General features: G+C 37.2%; 13 protein-coding genes. 8 read left to right on the forward strand and 5 right to left on the reverse strand.

The features are described 5' to 3' along the window. The first annotated feature begins 45 nt into the window (after positions 1-45). Entirely contained in the window at positions 46-1,797 is a 1,752-nt protein-coding gene (locus MHH70_RS14965; RefSeq protein ID WP_342471857.1) for a methyl-accepting chemotaxis protein, read from the forward strand. A 648-nt stretch (positions 1,798-2,445) separates the two neighbouring features. Here the strand turns inward: MHH70_RS14965 and MHH70_RS14970 are convergent. Together MHH70_RS14970 and MHH70_RS14975 are read right to left on the reverse strand one after the other, a co-directional pair. After that, positions 2,446-3,021: a metallophosphoesterase family protein gene (locus tag MHH70_RS14970; protein ID WP_342471858.1), complete on the reverse strand. Its 576-nt coding sequence runs from the start codon at positions 3,019-3,021 to the stop codon at positions 2,446-2,448. Positions 3,022-3,650: 629 nt separating this feature from the next. Beyond that, positions 3,651-6,710, reverse strand: a complete 3,060-nt coding sequence (locus MHH70_RS14975) for an ATP-binding protein (RefSeq protein ID WP_342471859.1) — start codon at positions 6,708-6,710, stop codon at positions 3,651-3,653. A 186-nt stretch (positions 6,711-6,896) separates the two neighbouring features. On the opposite strand from MHH70_RS14975, the gene MHH70_RS14980 reads away from it, so the two are divergent. Then, complete coding sequence (locus MHH70_RS14980; RefSeq protein WP_342471860.1) at positions 6,897-8,051, forward strand: response regulator; 1,155 nt, start codon at positions 6,897-6,899, stop codon at positions 8,049-8,051. A 562-nt stretch (positions 8,052-8,613) separates the two neighbouring features. On the opposite strand, the gene MHH70_RS14985 is transcribed toward MHH70_RS14980, so the two are convergent. After that, on the reverse strand, positions 8,614-11,676 hold the full coding sequence (locus MHH70_RS14985) for an ATP-binding protein (RefSeq protein ID WP_342471861.1): 3,063 nt from the start codon (positions 11,674-11,676) through the stop codon (positions 8,614-8,616). A gap of 348 nt (positions 11,677-12,024) precedes the next feature. Here MHH70_RS14985 and MHH70_RS14990 point away from each other — a divergent pair, with 348 nt between their 5' ends. Continuing rightward, positions 12,025-13,173 carry a response regulator gene (locus MHH70_RS14990; protein ID WP_342471862.1) on the forward strand — a complete coding sequence of 383 codons (1,149 nt, stop codon included), beginning with the start codon at positions 12,025-12,027 and terminating at the stop codon, positions 13,171-13,173. 152 nt (positions 13,174-13,325) lie between these two features. Here the strand turns inward: MHH70_RS14990 and MHH70_RS14995 are convergent, their stop codons facing one another. Next, positions 13,326-13,670, reverse strand: coding sequence for a hypothetical protein (locus MHH70_RS14995; protein ID WP_342471863.1), 345 nt, complete (start codon positions 13,668-13,670; stop codon positions 13,326-13,328). 512 nt (positions 13,671-14,182) lie between these two features. Between MHH70_RS14995 and MHH70_RS15000 the strand changes: the two genes are divergently transcribed. From MHH70_RS15000 to MHH70_RS15020, 5 genes are all read left to right on the forward strand, one after another. Beyond that, positions 14,183-15,403: an ATP-grasp domain-containing protein gene (locus MHH70_RS15000; protein WP_342471864.1), complete on the forward strand. Its 1,221-nt coding sequence runs from the start codon at positions 14,183-14,185 to the stop codon at positions 15,401-15,403. Beyond that, a complete protein-coding gene (locus MHH70_RS15005) occupies positions 15,404-16,102 on the forward strand; it encodes an amino acid racemase (RefSeq protein ID WP_342471865.1) in 699 nt (232 codons plus the stop codon). A 144-nt stretch (positions 16,103-16,246) separates the two neighbouring features. After that, the gene (locus tag MHH70_RS15010; protein WP_066164724.1) at positions 16,247-17,383 is read left to right on the forward strand and encodes a DEAD/DEAH box helicase; all 1,137 of its coding nucleotides are present in this window, start codon (positions 16,247-16,249) and stop codon (positions 17,381-17,383) included. A gap of 14 nt (positions 17,384-17,397) precedes the next feature. After that, entirely contained in the window at positions 17,398-18,627 is a 1,230-nt protein-coding gene (locus tag MHH70_RS15015; RefSeq protein WP_342471866.1) for an aminopeptidase, read from the forward strand. 12 nt (positions 18,628-18,639) lie between these two features. Next, the gene (locus MHH70_RS15020) at positions 18,640-19,449 is read left to right on the forward strand and encodes an SGNH/GDSL hydrolase family protein (RefSeq protein ID WP_342471867.1); all 810 of its coding nucleotides are present in this window, start codon (positions 18,640-18,642) and stop codon (positions 19,447-19,449) included. A gap of 91 nt (positions 19,450-19,540) precedes the next feature. Here MHH70_RS15020 and MHH70_RS15025 read toward each other — a convergent pair whose 3' ends face one another. Next, positions 19,541-21,175: a glutathione ABC transporter substrate-binding protein gene (locus MHH70_RS15025; RefSeq protein WP_342471868.1), complete on the reverse strand. Its 1,635-nt coding sequence runs from the start codon at positions 21,173-21,175 to the stop codon at positions 19,541-19,543. Positions 21,176-21,457: the final 282 nt, after the last annotated feature.

The following is a 21,457-nucleotide window of genomic DNA, read 5'->3' on the forward strand; positions in this document are numbered from 1 at the left end:
TTCGTCTAGAGGAAAAATATCTGGCAGAAGGGAAATGAATAAGCTATGTTTGGTAGAAAAAAAGGCATTGAACAGTACGATTACTTTCACCAGCAGCAATATTCAGATATTAAAACAAACGAACGTTTTCAGGAAAAGCTAGATTTTCTAGCTGTTTCTCAAATTCGACGAGAATCCGTAAAAAGGATAGCTGATATTTATCATCAGCATCACCAGTATATATTAGATAATTTTTATAGTCGTTTGTTGGATATTGAAGAGTTCAATCAAATTATCCATCAGCATACTTCTATAGAGCGTTTAAAGAAAGTTTTTGACCAACATTTTAAAAGCTTGTTTGAAGATGAACTAAATATTGATTATGTTTTTAAACGTAGGCAAATTGCTTATACACATGCACGGATAGGCGTATTGCCAAACTGGATGATTTCAGCCTACACATTAATTAATCAATTAATCATTCCACTTATTGTGAAAGAATATCGGAATAATCCTGTGCAAATGCTAGATATTATTTTAGCCTACGATAGTTTAGTAACAATTGACCAACAAATTATTGTCGAAACATATATTGAAATACAGGGTAGCTCGGTAGTAAATGGTTTAGGAGAAATTATTCAATACAACACAGAGCTTGAGCAAATTAAGGAGTTAGTAGATTTTCAAGGCACGCAGCAGCAGGACATTATTTCGACAAGTGACTTAATGGGCGAGCTAGACGCAAGTATTGAGGAAGTATCCGCCTCTATTGAGGAAATATCACAAAGCACCCAGCATTCGCTAGGCAAATTAGGTGAGGATATAACTGCGTTAGAGGACATTACTGCTATGCTGCAACAAACGGACAGAGGACAACAGCAGGTGCAGCAAGATGTTGGGCAGTTAATGGAGCGTGTGACACGGGTTACACAATTAATCACATTAATTAAAGGCATTGCTGACCAAACAAATTTACTAGCATTAAATGCGTCAATTGAGGCAGCACGTGCAGGAGAGGCGGGCAAAGGCTTTGCTGTAGTAGCGGATGAAATCAGAAAGCTAGCGGACGATACTAAACAATCTGTAGAAGCAATTAACACTGATATTCAAGAGCTTTTACATATTACGAATAATATTGAACTACTTACAAAGCAATCTGCACAGGATTTACATGAAGGTGTATCCGATGTGCTTCGTATTTCACAAACCTTGTCAGCATTAAATCAAAGCTTACAGGAGCAGGGAGCTCATTTTACTGAGATTGCGACAGCTACGCAGCATCAAGCAACAGTCGCTTCAGATATTTCGACGCGCAATCATAATCTTCGAGACAGCACAGTTCACAGCAAGGACATTACTTTCGATACGGGGGCAGCGATTTATAAGCTTAGCAAAATGATTGAGGAATATCGTTCGACGACAATTGCGAAAAACTTTATTCTCAGCCAAGAGGATATTATCGCACTCAATATTACCGACCATCTTTTATGGCGCTGGCGCATTTATAATTTAATGCTTGGCTTCGAGCAAATGACTGAAAGCGATATTAAATCACCAAAAGAATCACGATTAGGTATATGGTATTACGGTATTGGCAAGGAATTATTAGCAAATGAACGAGCATATAAAGAGTTAGAGCAACCCCATATTGAAGTACATGATATTGCCAAAAAAGCAATCAGAGCCTATCATCAGGGCGACAGAAAATTAGCAGAAAATTATTTAGACGAGCTAACAGTAGTATCCAATATTGTAATTGAGAAATTACAGGAACTACAGGCTATATTCATTAATGAAAAGAAAAAATATATAAAGTAAATCACCGAATACCCGGTTAATAGCGGAAAAGAGGAAGTGGGCTGTCTCAAAGTGGAATTTTTTCTTGACACAGTTAAAAAACGGCTTTCCCCTTATTTTCTTTTAAAATTAAAAGAAAGCTGCGAAGTTCTATTTTATCTATATAATTCTTTGATGAAACATCAGCAAAAGGAGTTGTCCGAAAAGTTCATTTTTTTGACACCGCATTGAAATAAATGTTTTCATCGCTTCCCTTTTACTGAAGGATAACACTGCTAAAACCAATGTTTATCACATTTTTAAAAGAGGCGTTTTCTGTTTATCGCGTATTAACAAATTTTGTTTGCGACGAGTAACCGCAGGAGCAGGCTGTAATACCCCCACTTCAAAACAGCAGATAAAAACAAGATGTTTAAGTGGGGGATCAAACAGCCTGTAAAAACTAAGAATGAGGCCAACACGATGTTGGTCACACAAGCGTTTTCGCAGGATGCGAAGATCCTAGCTTGTGTACCTCTATCACCAATCAGTGGGGGGCAAAGCCCCCACTGATTGAAGGTTCACTTTATATGAATCAACATTTTGTGAAACATCATCGCTATTATCCAAAATGCTGGCTATGCACGGCTTTTTGGACAGCCCCACCTGCTTCTTCCACTTTCTAATCAATTACGTTACCCGCATAAATGTAACAGTCATTGCTTCGCTATCATACAAGCACCAATCCAGTGTTTCAACAACAGCTCCCACATTAATTACATAATGCCTGTCCCCGACAAAGAGGGGTTGATGATAGGGAACTGCTGTGCGTGTACCATCAATATAAATAGCTGCTCGATGGCTATGACCAAAAAAGACTAATGGGGTATTAAATTGTGGGAAGGTCGGCTCAAATTGCTCATTCCACTCAAATTGATGCCCATGAATAAGCATAGCATTCTCTATATAAAGCTTTTCCTCATATTGTAAAAAAGACTGTGAGCCTGTTACAAGCGCGATACGCTCTTCTTGATTGCCAATAACAGAAGGAAAGGTTAGTAACCTCTCAAACTCCTTTTTAATAATTGCCGCTTCCTTTAAAGGAATACTGCGAGCTGTTAATGCCTTGCGCTTGCCTATTATGCACTCATATAAATCGCCTAGAGCGAGCAACGCAGCATCTGGCGCAACCTCCTGTATATGCTGTAAGACAAGCTCTGTATGCTTTTTATGTGAATGTAAATCTCCAAAAATTGCATATTGCAATGAAATCACCTCATTCTTCATCTTAGTTTTTTAAGCCCTTAACGGCAAGGGGCAATATCCCTTGAGATATAGGGTGCTAAGAAGCATTCAAAATATTAAACAGACCTCAAAGGAGGCGTCTCAAATGCCGTGTATAGTTAACATTTTGGATGCTGCCGATGGTGCTTTAGAAAAAGGACTGCGAGAGGGCTTTCTTTGAAAATGAGTAAAACAAAGGATTGAGCGGTGTTTCCCGTAAGTGAAAGAGAAGAAGAAAAAATCCCACTTTCAATGCGAATCCTTCTTGGACAGCTTCGTGTATATTGTGAGGAGAAATTAAAAATGATTGTATTTTGAATGAAAGAAAGTTTGGATTATGGAGGAACTAAAATTTTTCTATAAAAAAGTATCGGGTTAGGGAGTTGCCCGAAAAGTCCATTTTGTTTTGACACTCCATTGAAATCAATGTTTTCATCGCTTCCCTTTTACTGGAGGATAACGCTGCTAAAGCCAATGTTCATCCCATTTTTAAAAGAGGCATTTTCTGTTTATATGAATCAACATTTTGCGAAACATCATCGCTACTGTCCAAAATGCCGGCTATGCACGGCTTTTTGGACAGTCTCTTGCCCGACACTTTATTTTAGCATTTATTTAATTAAAGAGGTGTGGGATTTGGGGATGATAAATGTAACTGTTGTTCCAACTCCAACTATACTTTCTATAACTAGCTCTGTGCCGAAAATTTGTTTTATGCGCTGTTCGGTATTAATGAGACCAACACCGCCTTGCTTGCGAGGACCAGATGTATTAAAGCCAGCTCCGTTATCAATAACCTTTACTTTATATTCCTCGACAGATTCCGTAATACGGATCGTAATCGTACCGCCTTCCCGCTGTGGTGAAATGCCGTGACGGATTGCGTTTTCTACTAATGTTTGAATAGAGAGTGGTGGCACATTTAATATTAAGCCTTTAGGTATATCCCATATAATTTGAATCCTATCCCCAAAGCGAATTTGTTCAATTTCTAAATAAGAGCGTACAAGCTTTAACTCATACTCAATTGGGACAACTAAATCTACATTTTGAAAGTCGAAGCTCATTTGTAAATAATTACCGAATGCAAGTAATAGCTTCTCCATCTTGTTATTATCCACACCGTGCAAGGAAATAATTGCATTTAATGTGTTGAAGAAGAAGTGCGGCTGAATTTGTGCTTGTAGCCATGCAGCCTCAAAGCGCAATCGCTCCTCACTTGACTGCTTTACTTGAATAAGTGCATCGACACGTGATTTGAGCTCAATATATTCAATTGGTTTTTTCACATAGTCATTTGCACCATTTAAGAAAGCAAGTCGAATATCTTCACTTTGTTGACGCGCGGTTAAGAATAAAATAGGTAATTCTGAAATTGAAAATTGCTCGCGAATTTGTTTGGCTAATTCATAGCCTGACATATGTGGCAACATAATATCTGAAATCACTAAATCATAGCTATGTTCACAAATTTTTTCAAGGGCTTCTGTACCATTTAAGGCTGTATCAATTTTATAGGAAGCTGTTGATAACACTTTCAATAATACTTGTAAGCTTAAAGGGTCTGCATCCACAATTAAAATATTTGCCAAGCTAACTGGGGGAGCAGCTTTATCCTCTGTGGAAGCCAGTTCCTGCTCCACAACGGTTAAATCATCCTGTAAAAAAATATACTTCGATAATGTACTGCTAGTAGTAGCCTCAACCCGACTTACTGTTAAGCCCTTTGCAATTGGTAAAGAAAATGTAAAGGAAGAACCTTCATTAATTACAGAAGTCACAGTAAGAGAGCCATCATGTAAGTCTATAATTTCTTTGCAAATGCTTAATCCGAGCCCCAATCCTATATGGCGAGAGGATTTAACATTTGCGTCAGCTTGCTCATACGGTTCAAATATAAGTGCTTGCTTGCTCTTTTCAATTCCAATCCCTGTGTCTGTAATAGAAATAGATAGCTGATTGCCTATCGCTTTGGCATGAATTGTTATAGTGCCTTGTTCGGTAAATTTAATGGCATTATGAATTAAGTTAATAAACACTTGAATAAGTCGATTTTCATCAGCCAGCACTGGTGGTAAATCTGGCGGTAAGTCAATAATGAGCTTTATCGGTTTCCCTTTAATTGTAAGCTGGAACATATCGCAAACGCTTGCCGCAATATGTTGTATGTTAATTGGCTTAATTTGCAAATTAAGCGTTCGTTCTTTTAGATGAATCAAATCTAGTAGGCCGTCCAGCATAAACGACATATGATGACCGATTGTCACTAACAGTCTTAAATCATGCTGCTCTTTTTTTGCTAACAGCGATTGCGCAATACTTAGCATATGCTGGAGCGGTGTACGTAGCTCATGAGATGTATTAGCGAGAAAATCATCCTTGCGATACATCTCTTGTTGAAGCTTAATGGAAAGCTGCTTTGATTGAACAGATATATGGAAATAACGCATAAACCAAAAACCAGATAAAGCTGTAATCGCAATGAGCAAATCAAAAGGATAATGACTATATGGTGTTGTTAATGATCGATTAATAATAATAAATAATGAGTTATTAATAATCGCTGTAGCTGTTAAAAGCAGTATGATTGTGCCTCTCTGCCTAGATATCGCTACTTTATAAATAATCATTGCTAGAATGATAGGTGAAATGAAAAATAATAAATAAAAAATTATTTCTGTATAGAAAATATAGTCAATAGGTGCAACCGCAATAAATAATAAGTAAATAAAGCAGAAGGCGATAACTATATTCAGTAGTTTTGTATTCATAAAGTTTTTTATTAACTCATTTAAAAATAAAATAAACCAAAGCATCGTCATAATATATGAAAAGAAAAACAGCTTCGTCGACGAAATCCAATCGAGCGGTACATACCATAAAAGTAACTTATTGCTAGATACAACAATCGTAACAAATGTTGATAGAACAAGTAATGAAAAATAGAGCAACACAGTTTCTCGTATACCAATAATAAAAAGTAAAATCGTATAAAGTAGATAAAACAGAAAAATGGCACAAACAATAATTTGTGTAACAGCAGAATACCACTTTAAATTTTCGATAGAATGCAAATCACCAAAAACAAGTGATTTTGTTAAACCGCCAGATGTATGCTCATTTGTGTGAAAGCCAGCAATAATAATTTCATTATCTTCAGGTTGTAGTGAAAAATAATAAGTAACAGGTCTAGTATCCGTGCCAGTTTTTCTTAAATTAACCAAGTTACCGTATCCACCAACTTGTGTATTATTAACAGAAAGTGTATAGGAGGATAGGGTAGCAGGTATTGTTAGACCGTAAAGTGTGTCTGAATCTGGTGCGTTGGTAATTTTTAAATAGTATGAGCCATGAGGAGTCGTAGCAGGCTTGCGTTTTATGTACGTATCCCATGTTTCGGGTAAATTTGAGTATAGAGGAGTGGAATTTTTATTTTTTTTCGTAACAAGTATAGTATCAGGGAAAAACTCCCACTCTCCATCAAGATACACTTTGAAGCTTTTGCTGTTATTAATTTGCTCAAAATCCATAACCCCTTGTTGAATTTCGACTTCGTCTGCGAATGAAAAATAGTTGACCCAACTTAAGCGCATAAAAAAAAGCAGTAAAAAAAATAGCAAAGTAATAGCAATGATTTTTAATTTGTAATAATAATCCTGTTTTTTTATCATAATTAATAGAACTCCATATTTTCTTTTAATTTCCAATTAAATGTTGACGAATTAGTACGATATAAAAATATGTTACACTAAATAGAGAGCTTAACCAATAGTTATTATTGTAATAAGTTAGTAGAATTATAAAGAGGTGCCAATTTATTTAACATATTAGTAAAAAACAGGAAAGGGGTACACTTGTTGAGAGTAGTATTAATAGATGACGAGAAATTACCAATATCTCTGTTGAAAAAATCATTATTGGAAAATGAGTTACTGAAAATTGATATCGTTGGAGAATACAATGATCCAATCGAAGCATATGAAAATATTAAAAGCTTGCAGCCTGATGTCATATTTTCAGATATTGAAATGCCTGTTTTAAACGGATTGGAGCTTGCTGAAAAAATTCAAGAAATACAGCCGTCTGTTGAAATTGTATTTATTACTGGATTTGATCGTTATGCGATAGATGCATTTAATATTCATGCAATTGATTATATGTTGAAGCCTGTACAGAAGGAGCGAGTGCATAGAACGCTGGCGAGACTCCAAACAATCCTTAGTGATAAGCAGATGCAGAAGAGCAATAGTACTTCTCTTCAACTTTTTGGAGGGCTTAAGGTTGTAACCTCGGACGGTCAAGAGCAATCAATGAAGTGGCGTACAGCAAAGGCAAAGGAAATCTTTTCTTATATATTATCTCGACATGAAAAATCTATATCAAGGGATATGTTACTCGAATTATTTTGGTCTGAAGTAGATATAGAGAAATCGATAAAGCAGCTCTATACAACGATTTATACTATTAGAAAAACATTAAAGCAATACGGTTTAGATGTGCAAATATCCAGTTTATTGCTTGATTCAGGTTATCAATTACAGCTTGGTAGTGTACTTGTCGATGTAGATGAATGGATAAAGCAGTTGAAGGCACTTCCGAATTTGACAAAGGATACATACGAGGAGCACGAGCGTGTATTTAATGCGTATAAAAATCATTTTTTAATGGATTGTGATTATATTTGGGCTGAAAGTGAGCGAGAGCGCTTGAAGAAAATGTGGCGTCAGCATGCCTCACAGCTCAGTGAATTCTATATACAGGAGCAAATGTATGAACGAGCAATTGCCGTTGAAAAAAAACTGCAATTACTTGATGTAGATGAGGAGTTACAGTACTTCACGTTAATGAAGCTATATGACATATTAAATAACGCTGAGGCAGTCGAAGAGCAATATACATTATTAAAGCAAGTATTAGAGGAGCAATTAGCAATAGAGCCAAGCAAGGAAGTAACGAGCTGGTATCAGCAATGGCAAAATAGACGAAAAAAGAAGTTACAAAATCGAATATAAGGGTAAAGCAGGCTTGTTTTGAGTATTCAAGCTTGCTTTAAATAAATACTTCAATATAGTGAAACTTCAATCAGTGGATGCTTTTCCCCACTGATTGTTAGTTGAACCAATCGGGCATTTACGGGCAGTGGACCTCGGACCTATTCTGAAACTGATTTTCACTTAAGTTTTTTACTGCTCGTTAATGCGGGGTAAAGTGAAACTTCAATCAGTGGATGCTTTTCCTCACTGATTGTTAGTTGAACCAATCGGGCATTTACGGGCAGTGGACCTCGGACCTATTCTGAAACTGATTTTCACTTAAGTCTTTTACTGCCCGTTAATGCGGGGTAAAGTGAAACTTCAATCAGTGGATGCTTTTCCTCACTGATTGTTAGTTGAACCAATCGGGCATTTACGGGCAGTGGACCTCGGACTTATTCTAAAGCTGATTTTCACTTAAGTCTTTTACTGCCCGTTACTGCGGGGTAAAGGTGCAAACGGTTGTCGGTAAATAGAAGTGACGGCTAGCTGCATTCTATTGAAGTATTTGAAAATCTTTGCAGTCCAATTGAAAATAAGTTTAATGATTGTCTTTCGGAATCGGGAAGGAAATTGTTGTCCCTTTTCCGACAACACTATCAATGGTGAGCGTTACGCCAAATAATTGCTTTAAGCGTTGCTCCGTATTAGTAAGTCCAACACTTTCTTTTGGGTCAATTAACTTTTTCTCAAAGCCAACGCCATCGTCGATAATTTCGACTAGATAATGTTCGGCATGTTCTATAATTCGCAGTGTAACTGTACCACCTTCTGGACGGCTTAATAGACCATGGCGCACCGCGTTTTCGACAAGTGTTTGCAGCGCTAAAGGCGGGACAGAAAATGCAATATTATCTGGAATATCCCATACGATTGCAATTCGATTATCAAAACGAATTTGTTCAATTGCCATGTAAGAGCGCACAAGTCTTAATTCATAGTCAATAGGCACGAGTAAGTCAACATTTTCGAAATTAAAGCTCATTTGTAAATAGTCGTTGAAGGCGAGTAATAGCTCCTCCATTTTTTCATTGTCGACATTATGCAATGAAATAATTGCGTTAAGTGTGTTGAAGAAAAAATGTGGCTGAATTTGTGCCTGTAACCATGCAGCCTCGAAGCGTAATCGCTCCTCACTAGATTGTTTTACTTGAATAAGCGCATCGACGCGAGATTTCAACTCAACATATTCAATTGGTTTTTTCACATAGTCATTTGCGCCGTTTAAAAAGGCAAGTCGAATATCTTCACTTTGCTGGCGCGCCGTTAAAAATAAAATAGGTAGCTCTGAAATAGAGAAACTTTGACGAATTTGCTTTGCCAATTCATAGCCTGACATTTGTGGCAATACCGTATCTGAAATTACTAAGTCAAAGCTATGTTTTTTAATTTTAGCAAGTGCATCTATCCCGTTCATTGCTGTTTCGATTTGGTAAAACTCAGTTGTTAAAGCTTTTAATAATACTTGTAAGCTCAAAGGGTCTGCATCGACAAGCAAAATATGGGCTGGGTTAGCTGTTGCTACATGCTCACTAGCTGAAACGGCGAGCTCCTGCACAATTTCAGTTAAATCATTTTGTAAAAAGATATATTTTGATAAATTATTGCTTTGTTCAAGTGAAGACTCACTTTGTCCAAGTTTTAACCCTTTTGCGATTGGTAGAGAAAATGTAAAGGTAGAGCCAATCCCAAATATTGATGTCACATCAAGAGAGCCACCATGCAATTCAATAATTTCTTTACTAATGCTTAGACCGAGCCCTAAGCCAATATGAGCCTGTGAGGTGATATTCGCGTCAACTTGCTCGTAGGGTTCAAAAATTAGAGATTGCTTGCTCTTCTCAATTCCAATCCCAGTATCTATAACAGAAATATAAAGCTGATTGCCTAACACCTTGGCATGAATTGTAATAGAGCCTTCATCAGTAAATTTAATCGCGTTATGAATTAAATTAATGAATACTTGAATAAGGCGATTTTCGTCTGCTAGCACTGGCGGTAAATCTGCTGGTAAATCAATAAGCAGCTTTAGCGGCTTGTCTTTAATGGCTAGTTGGAACATATCACAAACACTCGTTACAATCTGGTTAATATTAACAGGGGTAATTTCCAGTTCAATTGTTTGTTCTTTCAGGTGAATCAAATCTAGTAAACCATCCAACATAAAGGACATATGCTGACCAATTGTTACTAATAGCCTTAGGTCATGCTGTTCTTTTTGGGCTAATAAAGATTGGGCGATACTTAACATATGCTGTAAAGGTGTACGCAGCTCATTGGACGTATTGGCAAGAAAATCATCCTTCCTATACATCTCTTGTTGGAGATTGCTAGCAAGTTGCTCCGATTTAGATGATTTATAAAAATAGCTAATAAACCAAAAGGCTAAGAAAGCTGTTACAACAATTAGTAAATCAAATGGATAATAAGTATAAGATGTCGTTACAAAATGATTCAGGATTAAAAATACACTATGATTAATGAGTGCCGCAGCTATTAAAAGCAACATTATATAGCCTTTGCGCTGAAGTAAAGCAATTTTATAAATAAAAACTGTTAGCAAAATTGCTGTGATAACGAAAAGCATATAAAATATAAATTCCATATAGTAAATAAAATCAATTGGCATTGTTGCAATCAACAATAAATAAACAAAGCAAATGAAAGCAAAAATGTTTAATATTTTAGTTTTAATGTATTTTTTTGTTAATTCATTAAAAAACAATATAAGCCAAAGTAACATCATGGCATAGGAAAACTGTAATATTTTCGCTGATGATACCCAGTCGATTTTTACATACGAAAGAAGAAGCTTATCGCTGGAAAGAATAATAGTCATAAACAAGGAAGTAATTAAAAGTAAAAAATAGCCGACAGCACTTCTCTTTACTCCTAAAATTAATAGTAAAATAGCACATAGGGCATAAAAAACAATAAATGCGCAAACGATTATTTGTGCAATAATTGAATACCATTTTATTTGATCGATAGAATACGAATCGCCAAAAATAAGTGATGTTGTTAATCCACCTGGTAGATGCTGATTCATATGAAAGCCAGAAATAATAATTTCATTATCGCCGGGCTCCAATTGAAAATGATAAGTAGCTGGTCTAGGGTCCTCAGATGGTTTTTTAGGATTCAATGTATGCTTTCCATGGCTACCGGTATATTTTTCGTTCACATAAAGAGTGTAAGGTGAAAGGCTCGCTGGAATGGTTAAGCTATAAATAATAGGCAAGTCAGGCACATTAATTATTTTTAAATAATACGAACCATAAGGCACATGACCTGGCTTTTGCTCAATGTACGGATCCCATGTTTCTGGTAAATGGGAATAAAGGGATGTACCAGATTGCATTGCATCTTTTGAAATAAGTAAAATGTTAGGGAACAAAACCCAATCACCATCTAAATGCATTTTAAACTCTCTAGTGTTTTGGATTTGTTCGAAATCTAATACGCCTTTGTTAATCTCAGCTTCATTGGAAAAGGAAAAGTAATGCAACCAGCTAAAGCGTAAAGAAAAAAGTAATACAATAAATAGTGAAAAAATTATTGTAATTTGTAGTACTCGTTTATATTTTCGATTTCTAGTAAGCATAGAATATCGCTCCATTTTTTATTGAAATACTTTTATTTACGAATAAAATATTTATTAAACATCCGATATATAAGTATGTTACATCAAATATTAGACTTTACCAAGAGTATAATATGATGTACTAAAGTGTAAAAGCCATTTTAAAATGGATTATGATTGGGCTAACTCTTTTCGCGCTAATTACTCGAAGTTAGCTCAAAATGGTACTATACGCGCCAATGATTAACTGACTTATATCACTCTTGAGCTGCAAGGAAGTTTTTATTTGTTTCACAAGGGTGTTTCCTTTAATTTTTGAATTAAGGTCAATATTGTAAAGGTGATAATTGGAAGGAGGAAGGATGTACCTTGAGGGTAATACTTGTAGATGATGAAATTTTACCAATACAACGTTTAAAGAAACTATTAATCAATTGCGAAATACAGCCGATTGAGATTGTCGGTGAATTTACAAATCCATTAGAGGTTTTGGAAAATATAAATGAACTGAAGCCTGATATTATCTTTGCAGATATTGAAATGCCTGTTTTAAACGGCTTAGAGCTTGCCGAGAAAATTCAAGAAATTCAACCGGATGTGGAAGTTGTTTTTATTACGGGATATGATCGTTATGCAATTGATGCGTTTAATGTACATGCGATTGACTATATGCTAAAGCCTGTACGAAAAGAGCGATTGCATAAGACGATGACTAGATTGCAATCAATCTATAGCAATAAGCTAATAACTAAAAACAATAGCACCTTACTTCAACTTTTTGGTGGACTTAAAGTTGTTCTAGCAGACGGGCAAGTGCAGGCAATGAAGTGGCGCACAGCGAAGGCAAAGGAAGTTTTTGCTTATATGGTATCTAATCATGAAAAAACAATTTTGAGAGATGCATTACTAGAAATGTTTTGGGAAGGTGTGGACGTTAATAAGGCTGTAAATCACCTATACACAACAATTTCTACCATTCGCCAAACATTAAAAAAATATAATTTGCACGATATTTCAATCTCTAGCCCGTTATTTGATTCAGGCTATCAGCTGCAATTAGGAAATGTCCTTGTCGATGTTCATGAATGGAGAAAGCAGCTTAAAGCATTACCAGCTCTTTCAAATGCTACATATGAAAAGCATGAGGAGGCTGTAAATGCTTATAAGGAGCACTTTTTAAATGATTGTGATTATATTTGGGCAGAAAGTGAGCGGGAGCATTTAAAACGATTGTGGCTCCAACACGCACTAGAGTTGAGTGAATTTTATATAAAAGAACAAAAATTTGAACGTGCAATTGCAATTGAAAAGAGGTTACAAAAGTTAAATATAGAGGAGGAATCGCATTATTTCACATTGATGAAGCTCTATGATGCAATAGGGAATAAGAGTGCGGTTGAGGGGCAGTATGTATTGTTAGAGAAAATGCTCAAAGAACAGCTTGCGATAGAGCCTGATGTAGAGATAATAAGCTGGTTTCAGCAATGGAAAAATAAACAATATGAGCTGAAAAACTAGGAGCTGTCCCAAAAGTTATTTTGGGCAGCTCCTTTTCTGACGATTTTAGCCTTCAAATTCAATATTCGCTAAAAAACCTATGTGCCTGTCGCTTTACTTTTGGCATAAAGCTCCTGCGGTTACTTGTTGCAAAGGGGGATGAAGATGTCAGCCTAGAACATTTGTGGCAAAAACTCTTTTCTAAAAAGTTGATTTTTACGGAGCCATATTTTCAGGATCATGCGGTGTGTTAGAAGCTTACGCCTTTTGTGCGGCTTTGATTTTGCTTCTTGCAAGCTTTGTAGGAGGAGACATGTTTCAGTCGCGTAGGCTTGTGGCTCGACAAGTATGTTTAATTGATAATCTATCAAGCTAGCCTCCTGTACTTTTGCTAGTAATTTAGCAAAGGCTATATTCATTTCAGCATGCTTTTCCTCTATTGCTAAATGGATTAGCATGTCTAATGTCTGTATAATTTCTAATTCTAGCGCTTGTAGCTGTTCAGCAGTTTGTTGCATCGTATCACTTCCTTCTCTGTATTTATTATGTGGAAAACTAACGCTTGTTTTATTAAATTATAAAAACTCTAGTTGGTCTAGACATAGCAATGAGTAATCAATTACGCCTTGATTAACTCTAGTCCAGATTTTTCCGAGCTGTTTAGTGGAAGTTCACATAAAACCGTCACATCCTGTAGCAATGTTTAACCGGTCTGCATCACGCAGTCCTCTCTGCAAAATTTATGACATCCACCGCAAGTCAGGTTAGCACAATGTTAGTCACTCAGTCGTTATCTTAGCACGCACTTGTTTTAGGCTGAGTTCTTCTATATCAGCGGGTGTCCAAACATCCGCTGAAAGAAGTTGAAAATACAGATTTAAGCTAGGGAAGGTGAATCCACATTTTTGCTATAAATATAATAGCCTGTTTTTATGTTTTTGTCTTTTTGTAAAGAGTTTTTGCGTAAGAAATGGCTAAAATATGATACACTAAAGCCTATAAAACAAAATAAAGAGAGTTGAAAAAATCAATGGAACAACCATTTTTACCAATATTATTAGGATCAGATATGAACGCTTATGGTATGGCTCGTTCTTTTTTTGAGGCATACGGTATTCGCCCGCTTGTACTAGGGCGCTCACATTTAACAGCCACGCAAGATAGCAGTATTTTAAACTTCCAAGCAATTGACCGTTTAAATGAAGATGATGTATTTTTACCTGCCTTAGAAAAAATCGCACAGCAATATGAGGGGAAAAAACTGTTACTATTAGCCTGTGGTGATGATTATGCAAAATTAATTATTAAAAATAAACCAGCACTACAAAACTATTTCACCGTGCCGTGTATCGATGAAGAGCTAATGGATCAAATTTTATTGAAGGAAAACTTCTATAAAATGTGTGATAAATATGGCTTTAAATATCCGGGCACAACAACCGTGACAGTGGAAAACTATGAGCATTTTGAGCCCCCTTTTAGCTACCCAATTATTATTAAAGCCTCGAACTCGGTAGCTTATTGGGCCTGCTCATTCCCAGGAAAAAAGAAAGTATTCGTAGCGCATGATGAGGCTGAGCAAAAGGCTATTTTAAAGGCAATTTATCAATCGAGCTATCAGGATACATTAATTATTCAGGAGTTTATTCCCGGCGATGATTCGTATATGCGTGTACTTAATGCGTATGTAGGGAAGGATGGAAAAGTGAAGCTAATGTGCTTAGGCAACCCAATTTTAGAGGAGCATTCACCCGAAGGTATTGGGAGCTATGCAGCGATTATTACGACGTATGATAAGGAGTTAATGGACCAAGTACGCTTCTTTTTAGAGGATATTGGCTACACAGGCTTTGCTAACTTTGATATGAAATACGATACGCGTGATGGACAGTATAAGCTATTTGAAATCAATTTACGTAACGGTCGCTCTAGCTATTATGTAACAGCGGCTGGCTATAATTTAATGAAATATGTCGCGGATGATTATATGTTAAATATTAAGCAGCAGTTAACATATGGCGACAACCCTCATTTATGGATGATTATTCCGAAAGGCGTATTGTTCAAATATGCTTCCAATGAAAAAATGAAAATGGAAGCGAAAAGCTTAATTCGTCAAGGGAAATTTACTAACTCCTTATTTTATAGCAAGGATATGAATATGAAGCGTTGGGCAAAGCTTACACTCAACAGCTTAAATTACTATCGAAAATATAAGAAATACTTTAACAATAAAGGTTTGACTGAATAGATGAAAAAAACACTAGGTATTATTGGCGGTGTAGGTCCGCTTGCAACAATGTTTATCGGCGAAATGATTGTGCGCCGAACGCTAGCAAATAAAGACCAAGAGCATATACACACAATCATCGATAATGACACAACAATTCCTGATCGCACGGCTTATATTTTAGATAGAACAAAAGAAAACCCTGTACCATACTTGCAGCGAGATGCACAAAAGCTTGCTGCATATGGTGCTGATATTATTTGTATCCCATGCAATACGGCGCATACTTTTTATGACGATATGCAGGAAGCTTGTCCTGTGCCGATTTTGCATATGATTCGAGAGACGGCTAAACGTGCAAGTAAGCATAGGGCAAAGAGAGTAGGGGTTTTAGCGACAGATGGCACTTTAGCGGCAGGCGTATATCAACAAGCATTGCAAGAGGTAGATATTGAGCCAGTTTTGCTAAAAAAGGCAATGCAGCAACAGTTAATGACTGTTATTTATGATTATGTGAAAGCAGGCAAAGATGTGAGTAGGGAATTGTGGCAACCAATTGAAGAGGAATTGTGGCAGCAGCAATGCGATTTTATTGTGTTAGGCTGTACGGAGCTATCAATCGTTAATAAGGAGCTGCGTTTAGGGGCAGGCTATATTGACTCACTACTCGTTCTTGCAGAAGCAGCGATTATTGTATGTGGCTATGAAGTAAATAATTAAAGGCGTGTAGTAACTCTTTTAAAAGGCAAATCACCGATAGCGTCCCAAATGTCAGCAACCGCGAGCATTTGGGACGCTATCGTTTATATGAAAAAATGTGATACACTAACTAATACAATAAGTAAGATGAAGGTGGGTATAATCATGTCGGCGATTCAATTATTAAATGAAACATTACAAAAAAAGTGGACATTTGAGCAAGAAATGAAAATTCAGCAGGAAATGATTCCAGCAATGCTAGATGGGAAAGATATCGTAGCAGAATCACCAACTGGTTCAGGAAAAACATTAGCATATGTACTTCCGATTTTAAATAAAGTAAACGGTAGCAAAAAACAGACACAGGCACTTATCGTTGCACCATCGCAAGAGCTAGCAATGCAAATTGTAAATGTCATACGTGAGTGGACTGAAGGGTCAGAAATTACCGTCCAGCAATTAATTGGTGGAGCAAATGCAGCCCGTCAAATTGAAAAGCTGAAAAAAAAGCCGACAATTGTTGTAGGTACGCCAGGGCGCTTAAATGAGCTAGCCCGTTCGGGAAAGCTAAAATTAAAAGAAATTGAAACGGTTGTACTTGATGAGTGTGATCAGCTATTAAGCCGTGAATATCGCGTTGTTGTAAAGTCATTTATAGATGGGGCAGCATATGGGCGCCAAGTTGTTGTCGTGTCGGCGACAATTACAGAGGAAATTGAAATTGTAGCAGAACGACTAATGTTTGAGCCAGTAAATATTAAAATTAAGCCTGAAGATATGGTCAAGGTCGGTAAGATTGTTCATTCATTTATAAAGGTGGATGAGCGAGATAAAACAGATTTGCTACGTCGCTTAGCAAATATTTCGGGTGTGCGTGCATTAGCATTTGCTAATAATATTGATCAAGTGCTAATGAAGCAAAGTAAATTATCCTATAAAGAAGCACCGATAGTTGCGCTTCATTCTGATATGAAAAAGGAAGAGCGCAAGAAAACATTAGATGCATTTCGCAAAGGCGAAGCTCGCATTTTAATTGCTACAGATATTGCCGCACGAGGATTAGATATTACCGGATTAACACATGTTATACATGTAGATGTTCCCCGTACAATTGAGCAGTATACGCACCGCTCTGGTCGAACAGGGCGTGCTGGTGCAGATGGTGAAGTGTTGACATTGCTATCATATCGCGATGAAAAAACATATAAGAAATGGCTGCGTGAACTAGGACTTAAAGCGATTCAAAAGATATGGCATAAAGGTGAGCTAATCGAAGGAAACTCAAAAACAATTAACAAATAAAGGGGAAATTTACTATGACATTTGAGGAGAAATTAGCTGAGTACGCGGAGCTAGCTGTGCGCGTAGGGGTAAACATTCAACAGGGGCAGTATTTATTAATTAATACATCGACAGATACGTTAGATTTTACACGCTTAGTTGTAGAAAAAGCATATGAGGCAGGTGCAGGGCGTGTACATGTTAATTTAACGGATGCAGTATTTGAGCGCGCATTTTTTGAGCATGCAACAACAGAGGAGATTGACAAGTTTCCACAGTGGATTGTTGCACAGCGTGAGGAATTAATTGCACGTCAAGGAGCATTATTATGGATTGATGCTGAGGACCCAGACTTATTAGCAGGTATTGATGTAGCAAAACTTGCCACACAGCAAAAGGCAGCAGGAAGTGCGCTTGTGAATTATCGAAAAGCGGTAATGAATGATGATATTGCATGGTCGATTATTGCTGTACCATCTACAAAATGGGCGGCAAAAGTATTTCCAAGCTTGGCTGCAGATAAGCAAGTAAACGCTTTATGGGAGGCAATTTTTGCAACGGTGCATATTGGGCAAGGAAATGCTGTGGCGCAATGGCAAAACCATATTGCAAATCTGGAGGCGAGAGCCGAAAAGTTAAATAGTAAAAAATATAAAAAGCTACATTACAAAGCATCTGGTACAAATTTAACAATCGAGCTACCGGAGAAGCATATTTGGCAATGCGGTAGTAGTAAAACCCCACAAGGAACAATTTTTATTGCTAATATGCCAACGGAGGAAGTATACACGCTGCCAGCGAAATATGGTGTAAACGGCACAGTATCAAATACGAAGCCCCTAGTTTATAAAGGGAACATCATTGACCAATTTACGTTGACGTTTGAGGCGGGGAAAATTACCGCTGCGAAGGCAGAGGTTGGTAATGAACTGTTGCAGGAATTAATTCATGCGGACGAAGGCTCGTGCTATTTAGGCGAAGTTGCTTTAGTACCACATGAATCGCCGATTTCAGCTTCAAATATTTTGTATTACAACACATTGTTTGATGAAAATGCATCAAATCATTTAGCGATTGGTGAAGCATATCCGACCTGCTACGAAGGTGGACGTGAGCTTGAACAAGCTCAGCTTGAATCGTTAGGTATCAACACATCTATTACACATGAGGACTTTATGATTGGTAGTGGTGAGATGGATATTGACGGTGAATTAGAGGATGGCACATATGAGCCAATTTTCCGTCAAGGAAGCTGGGCACTTTAAGCAGGTGAGGCAATGAAAAAATGGCTCATTGTTACATTGCTGTTTGTTGGTGCTACAACAGTGCAGGCGCAAGAAGTATATATTCCGCTAGGAGATTCGCTAGCTGCTGGGCAAACCCCTTACCGACAAATTGATACAGGATACACTGATTTAATTGCGATGCAGCTCGCATTGACGAACGAGCTGCAATATTACTCAAAGGAATTAACATTTCCAGGCTACACAGTAGCGAATGTTTTACAACGTATAGAACAGCCAGATGCGCAAGCGTTGTTGGCAAAGGCGACAGTCATTACAATATCAGCAGGAGCGAATGATTTATTGCAAATTGTACAGCATCGCCCGCAGGCAGGTACATTGAGCTTTTCGCAGCTAACAGCCGATTTTTCTTTGAATCAAGTACGCCAAAATATAGGAGTACTTTTAGAGAAGCTAGAGCAATATGCACCACATGCTACAATCTATGTAATGGGCTATTACTTCCCATACCCGCATGTACATCCTACACAAATGGAAGGCACACAGCAGCAGCTACGTATGTTAAACCAAATTTTACAGCAGCAAGCTGAGCAGTATGGCGCATATTTTATTGCCGTTGAACAAGTCTTTGCAGCAAATGCCAAAGCGTACTTGCCAAATATTTCAGATGTCCATCCGACAATGGAAGGCTATTTAGTGATGGCGAATGCATTTTTACAAAAATTTAATCAGACACTATTAACAAAAAAGCAGTTACCACAGCCAAACCCATTGTCATTTGAAAGTTTGCTACAAATAGAAAAAATAACAACAGAATTGGATATGCGAATGAGCCCGTTTTAGGGAAGTGAATTGTTTAAATACGGAAATAAAAAGCTACCTTGGAAAATCGCCTAGCGATTTCCGAGGTAGCTTTTTCGGTTATTATTAGCGATTATTGGCTAATTTTAACGTCTTTTAAGTGGTAAATGCTGTCAGAAGTTACGCGGAAGCCAGTAACTTTGTCAGACACACCTGTTAAAACTGATGGGTGTAAAACGAATGCCATTGGCGCTTCGTCTGAAATCATCTTAATTGCGTCATTGTAGATACCTTGACGAGCATCTTGGTCTGCTTCACGACGACCAGCATCTAATAACTGATCAACTTCAGTGCTTGTGAAGAATGAACGGTTACCCGGGTCACCATGTTGAGAAGAATGGAATAATGCATATAGACCGTAGTCAGCATCACCAGTAGCATTTGACCATCCTAGGATGAACATATCATGCTCTCCAGCAGCTGTTTTTTCTAAATATGCGCCCCACTCCATTACTTCGATGTTTACATCAATGTTTAACTCTTTTAAAGCCTGTTGTAGAACGATTGCTACGTTTTGACGAGCTGGGTTATCATTCGTCCAAATTGTAGTTTTGAAGCCATCAGGATAGCCTGCTTCAGCTAGTAAAGCTTTTGCACCTTCAAGGTCAAATTCAGTTGGTGTTACATCTTCAGTATAGCCAAAAACGCCTGGTGAAATAGGGCTAATAGCTGGAATACCGAAACCTTCATAAATCCCATCAATTAGAGTTTGACGGTCAATTGCTTTTGAAATTGCTTGACGAACAAGCTTGTTATCAAATGGTGCTTTTTGTGTATTGAAACCGATATAAGTTAAAGATGTTGATGGTGTTTCATCAACAGTTGCAACGCCTGAAGCGTTTACGTTTGCCACTTGGTTAGGCTCAACAGTACCGATAATATGAGCATTGCCTGATTGTAGCTCAGCAACACGTGTAGCCATTTCTGGAACTACTTTAATTGTTACAGTGTCAACATGTGCTGGTGTATCCCAGTATTCTGCAAATTTCTCTAATTTAATTTCATTACCTGGTGCCCAAGAAACAAATTTGAATGGACCAGTACCAACTGGGTTTGTACCGATTACAGAACCTGCTGCTGTATCACCTGTCATTGCAGCGTAGTCAGCATCAATTGATTTTGGAGAAATGATGCCACCACCGTTATGCGTTAAATGAGCAAGTAATGGTGAGAATGGGTATTCTGTAATAAATTGTACAGTTGTTTCATCAACTACTTTTACTTCTGTAACCATTTCGTATAAGAATGCACGTGGAGAACCAACTTCTGGGTCTAATACGCGATCAAAGTTCTTCTTAACAGCATCAGCATTGAATGCTTCGCCATCGTGGAAAGTGATACCAGAGCGTAATTTGAATTCCCAAGTTAAATCATCAACTTGTGTCCAAGACTCAGCTAAACCAGGTGCTAAATCACCGTTAGCATCACGTACTACTAAAGTTTCATAAATATTACTTTGAACGTTTGAAGATGACACATCATTTGAACCGTGTGGATCTAAAGATTGAGCATCAGATAATTCAGCAATAATTAAATCGCCACCAGCTTCAGTTGCTGTTTCGCTTCCTTCCGATTGTGATCCTTCGTTGTTGTTTGAAGTACCACCGTTGTCTGTCTCTTCTTTCTTATCGCCACCACAAGCTGCTAAAACAAGTGTTAGCGTTAAAGTTAAGAAGAGTAACCATAGTGACTTTTTTGAAAATGTCATATGGAAAATCCCCCTTCAAAAAAATTATTCTAGAATATTACGTTTTTGTAACATCTGGTTAGAATATACCATACCTTTTTATTAACAGGCAATCAATTGTTTAAAAATAAAGATTTTTCTCTGAATTCAATTAGCAGATAAGCGTTTACAACTTAAAAAAACTTTTATGAAAACCCTTTCAAAGCGCGTGTTTTCATAAGGTCTTATAGTGAAAAATATCGAATTTTGTCAAACTAATTATTCACCAAAAAGTAATTTTATATTTCAAACAATCAAAAAAAC

Source organism: Metasolibacillus sp. FSL H7-0170, assembly GCF_038593115.1.
GTDB lineage: Bacteria > Bacillota > Bacilli > Bacillales_A > Planococcaceae > Metasolibacillus > Metasolibacillus fluoroglycofenilyticus.

Coding starts and splice junctions, on each gene's coding strand:
- MHH70_RS14965 (WP_342471857.1), top strand. CDS start 46: ATGTTTGGTAGAAAAAAAGGCATTGAACAGTACGATTACTTTCACCAG.
- MHH70_RS14975 (WP_342471859.1), bottom strand. CDS start 6,710: ATGATAAAAAAACAGGATTATTATTACAAATTAAAAATCATTGCTATT.
- MHH70_RS14985 (WP_342471861.1), bottom strand. CDS start 11,676: ATGCTTACTAGAAATCGAAAATATAAACGAGTACTACAAATTACAATA.
- MHH70_RS14995 (WP_342471863.1), bottom strand. CDS start 13,670: ATGCAACAAACTGCTGAACAGCTACAAGCGCTAGAATTAGAAATTATA.
- MHH70_RS15000 (WP_342471864.1), top strand. CDS start 14,183: ATGGAACAACCATTTTTACCAATATTATTAGGATCAGATATGAACGCT.
- MHH70_RS15005 (WP_342471865.1), top strand. CDS start 15,404: ATGAAAAAAACACTAGGTATTATTGGCGGTGTAGGTCCGCTTGCAACA.
- MHH70_RS15010 (WP_066164724.1), top strand. CDS start 16,247: ATGTCGGCGATTCAATTATTAAATGAAACATTACAAAAAAAGTGGACA.
- MHH70_RS15015 (WP_342471866.1), top strand. CDS start 17,398: ATGACATTTGAGGAGAAATTAGCTGAGTACGCGGAGCTAGCTGTGCGC.
- MHH70_RS15020 (WP_342471867.1), top strand. CDS start 18,640: ATGAAAAAATGGCTCATTGTTACATTGCTGTTTGTTGGTGCTACAACA.
- MHH70_RS15025 (WP_342471868.1), bottom strand. CDS start 21,175: ATGACATTTTCAAAAAAGTCACTATGGTTACTCTTCTTAACTTTAACG.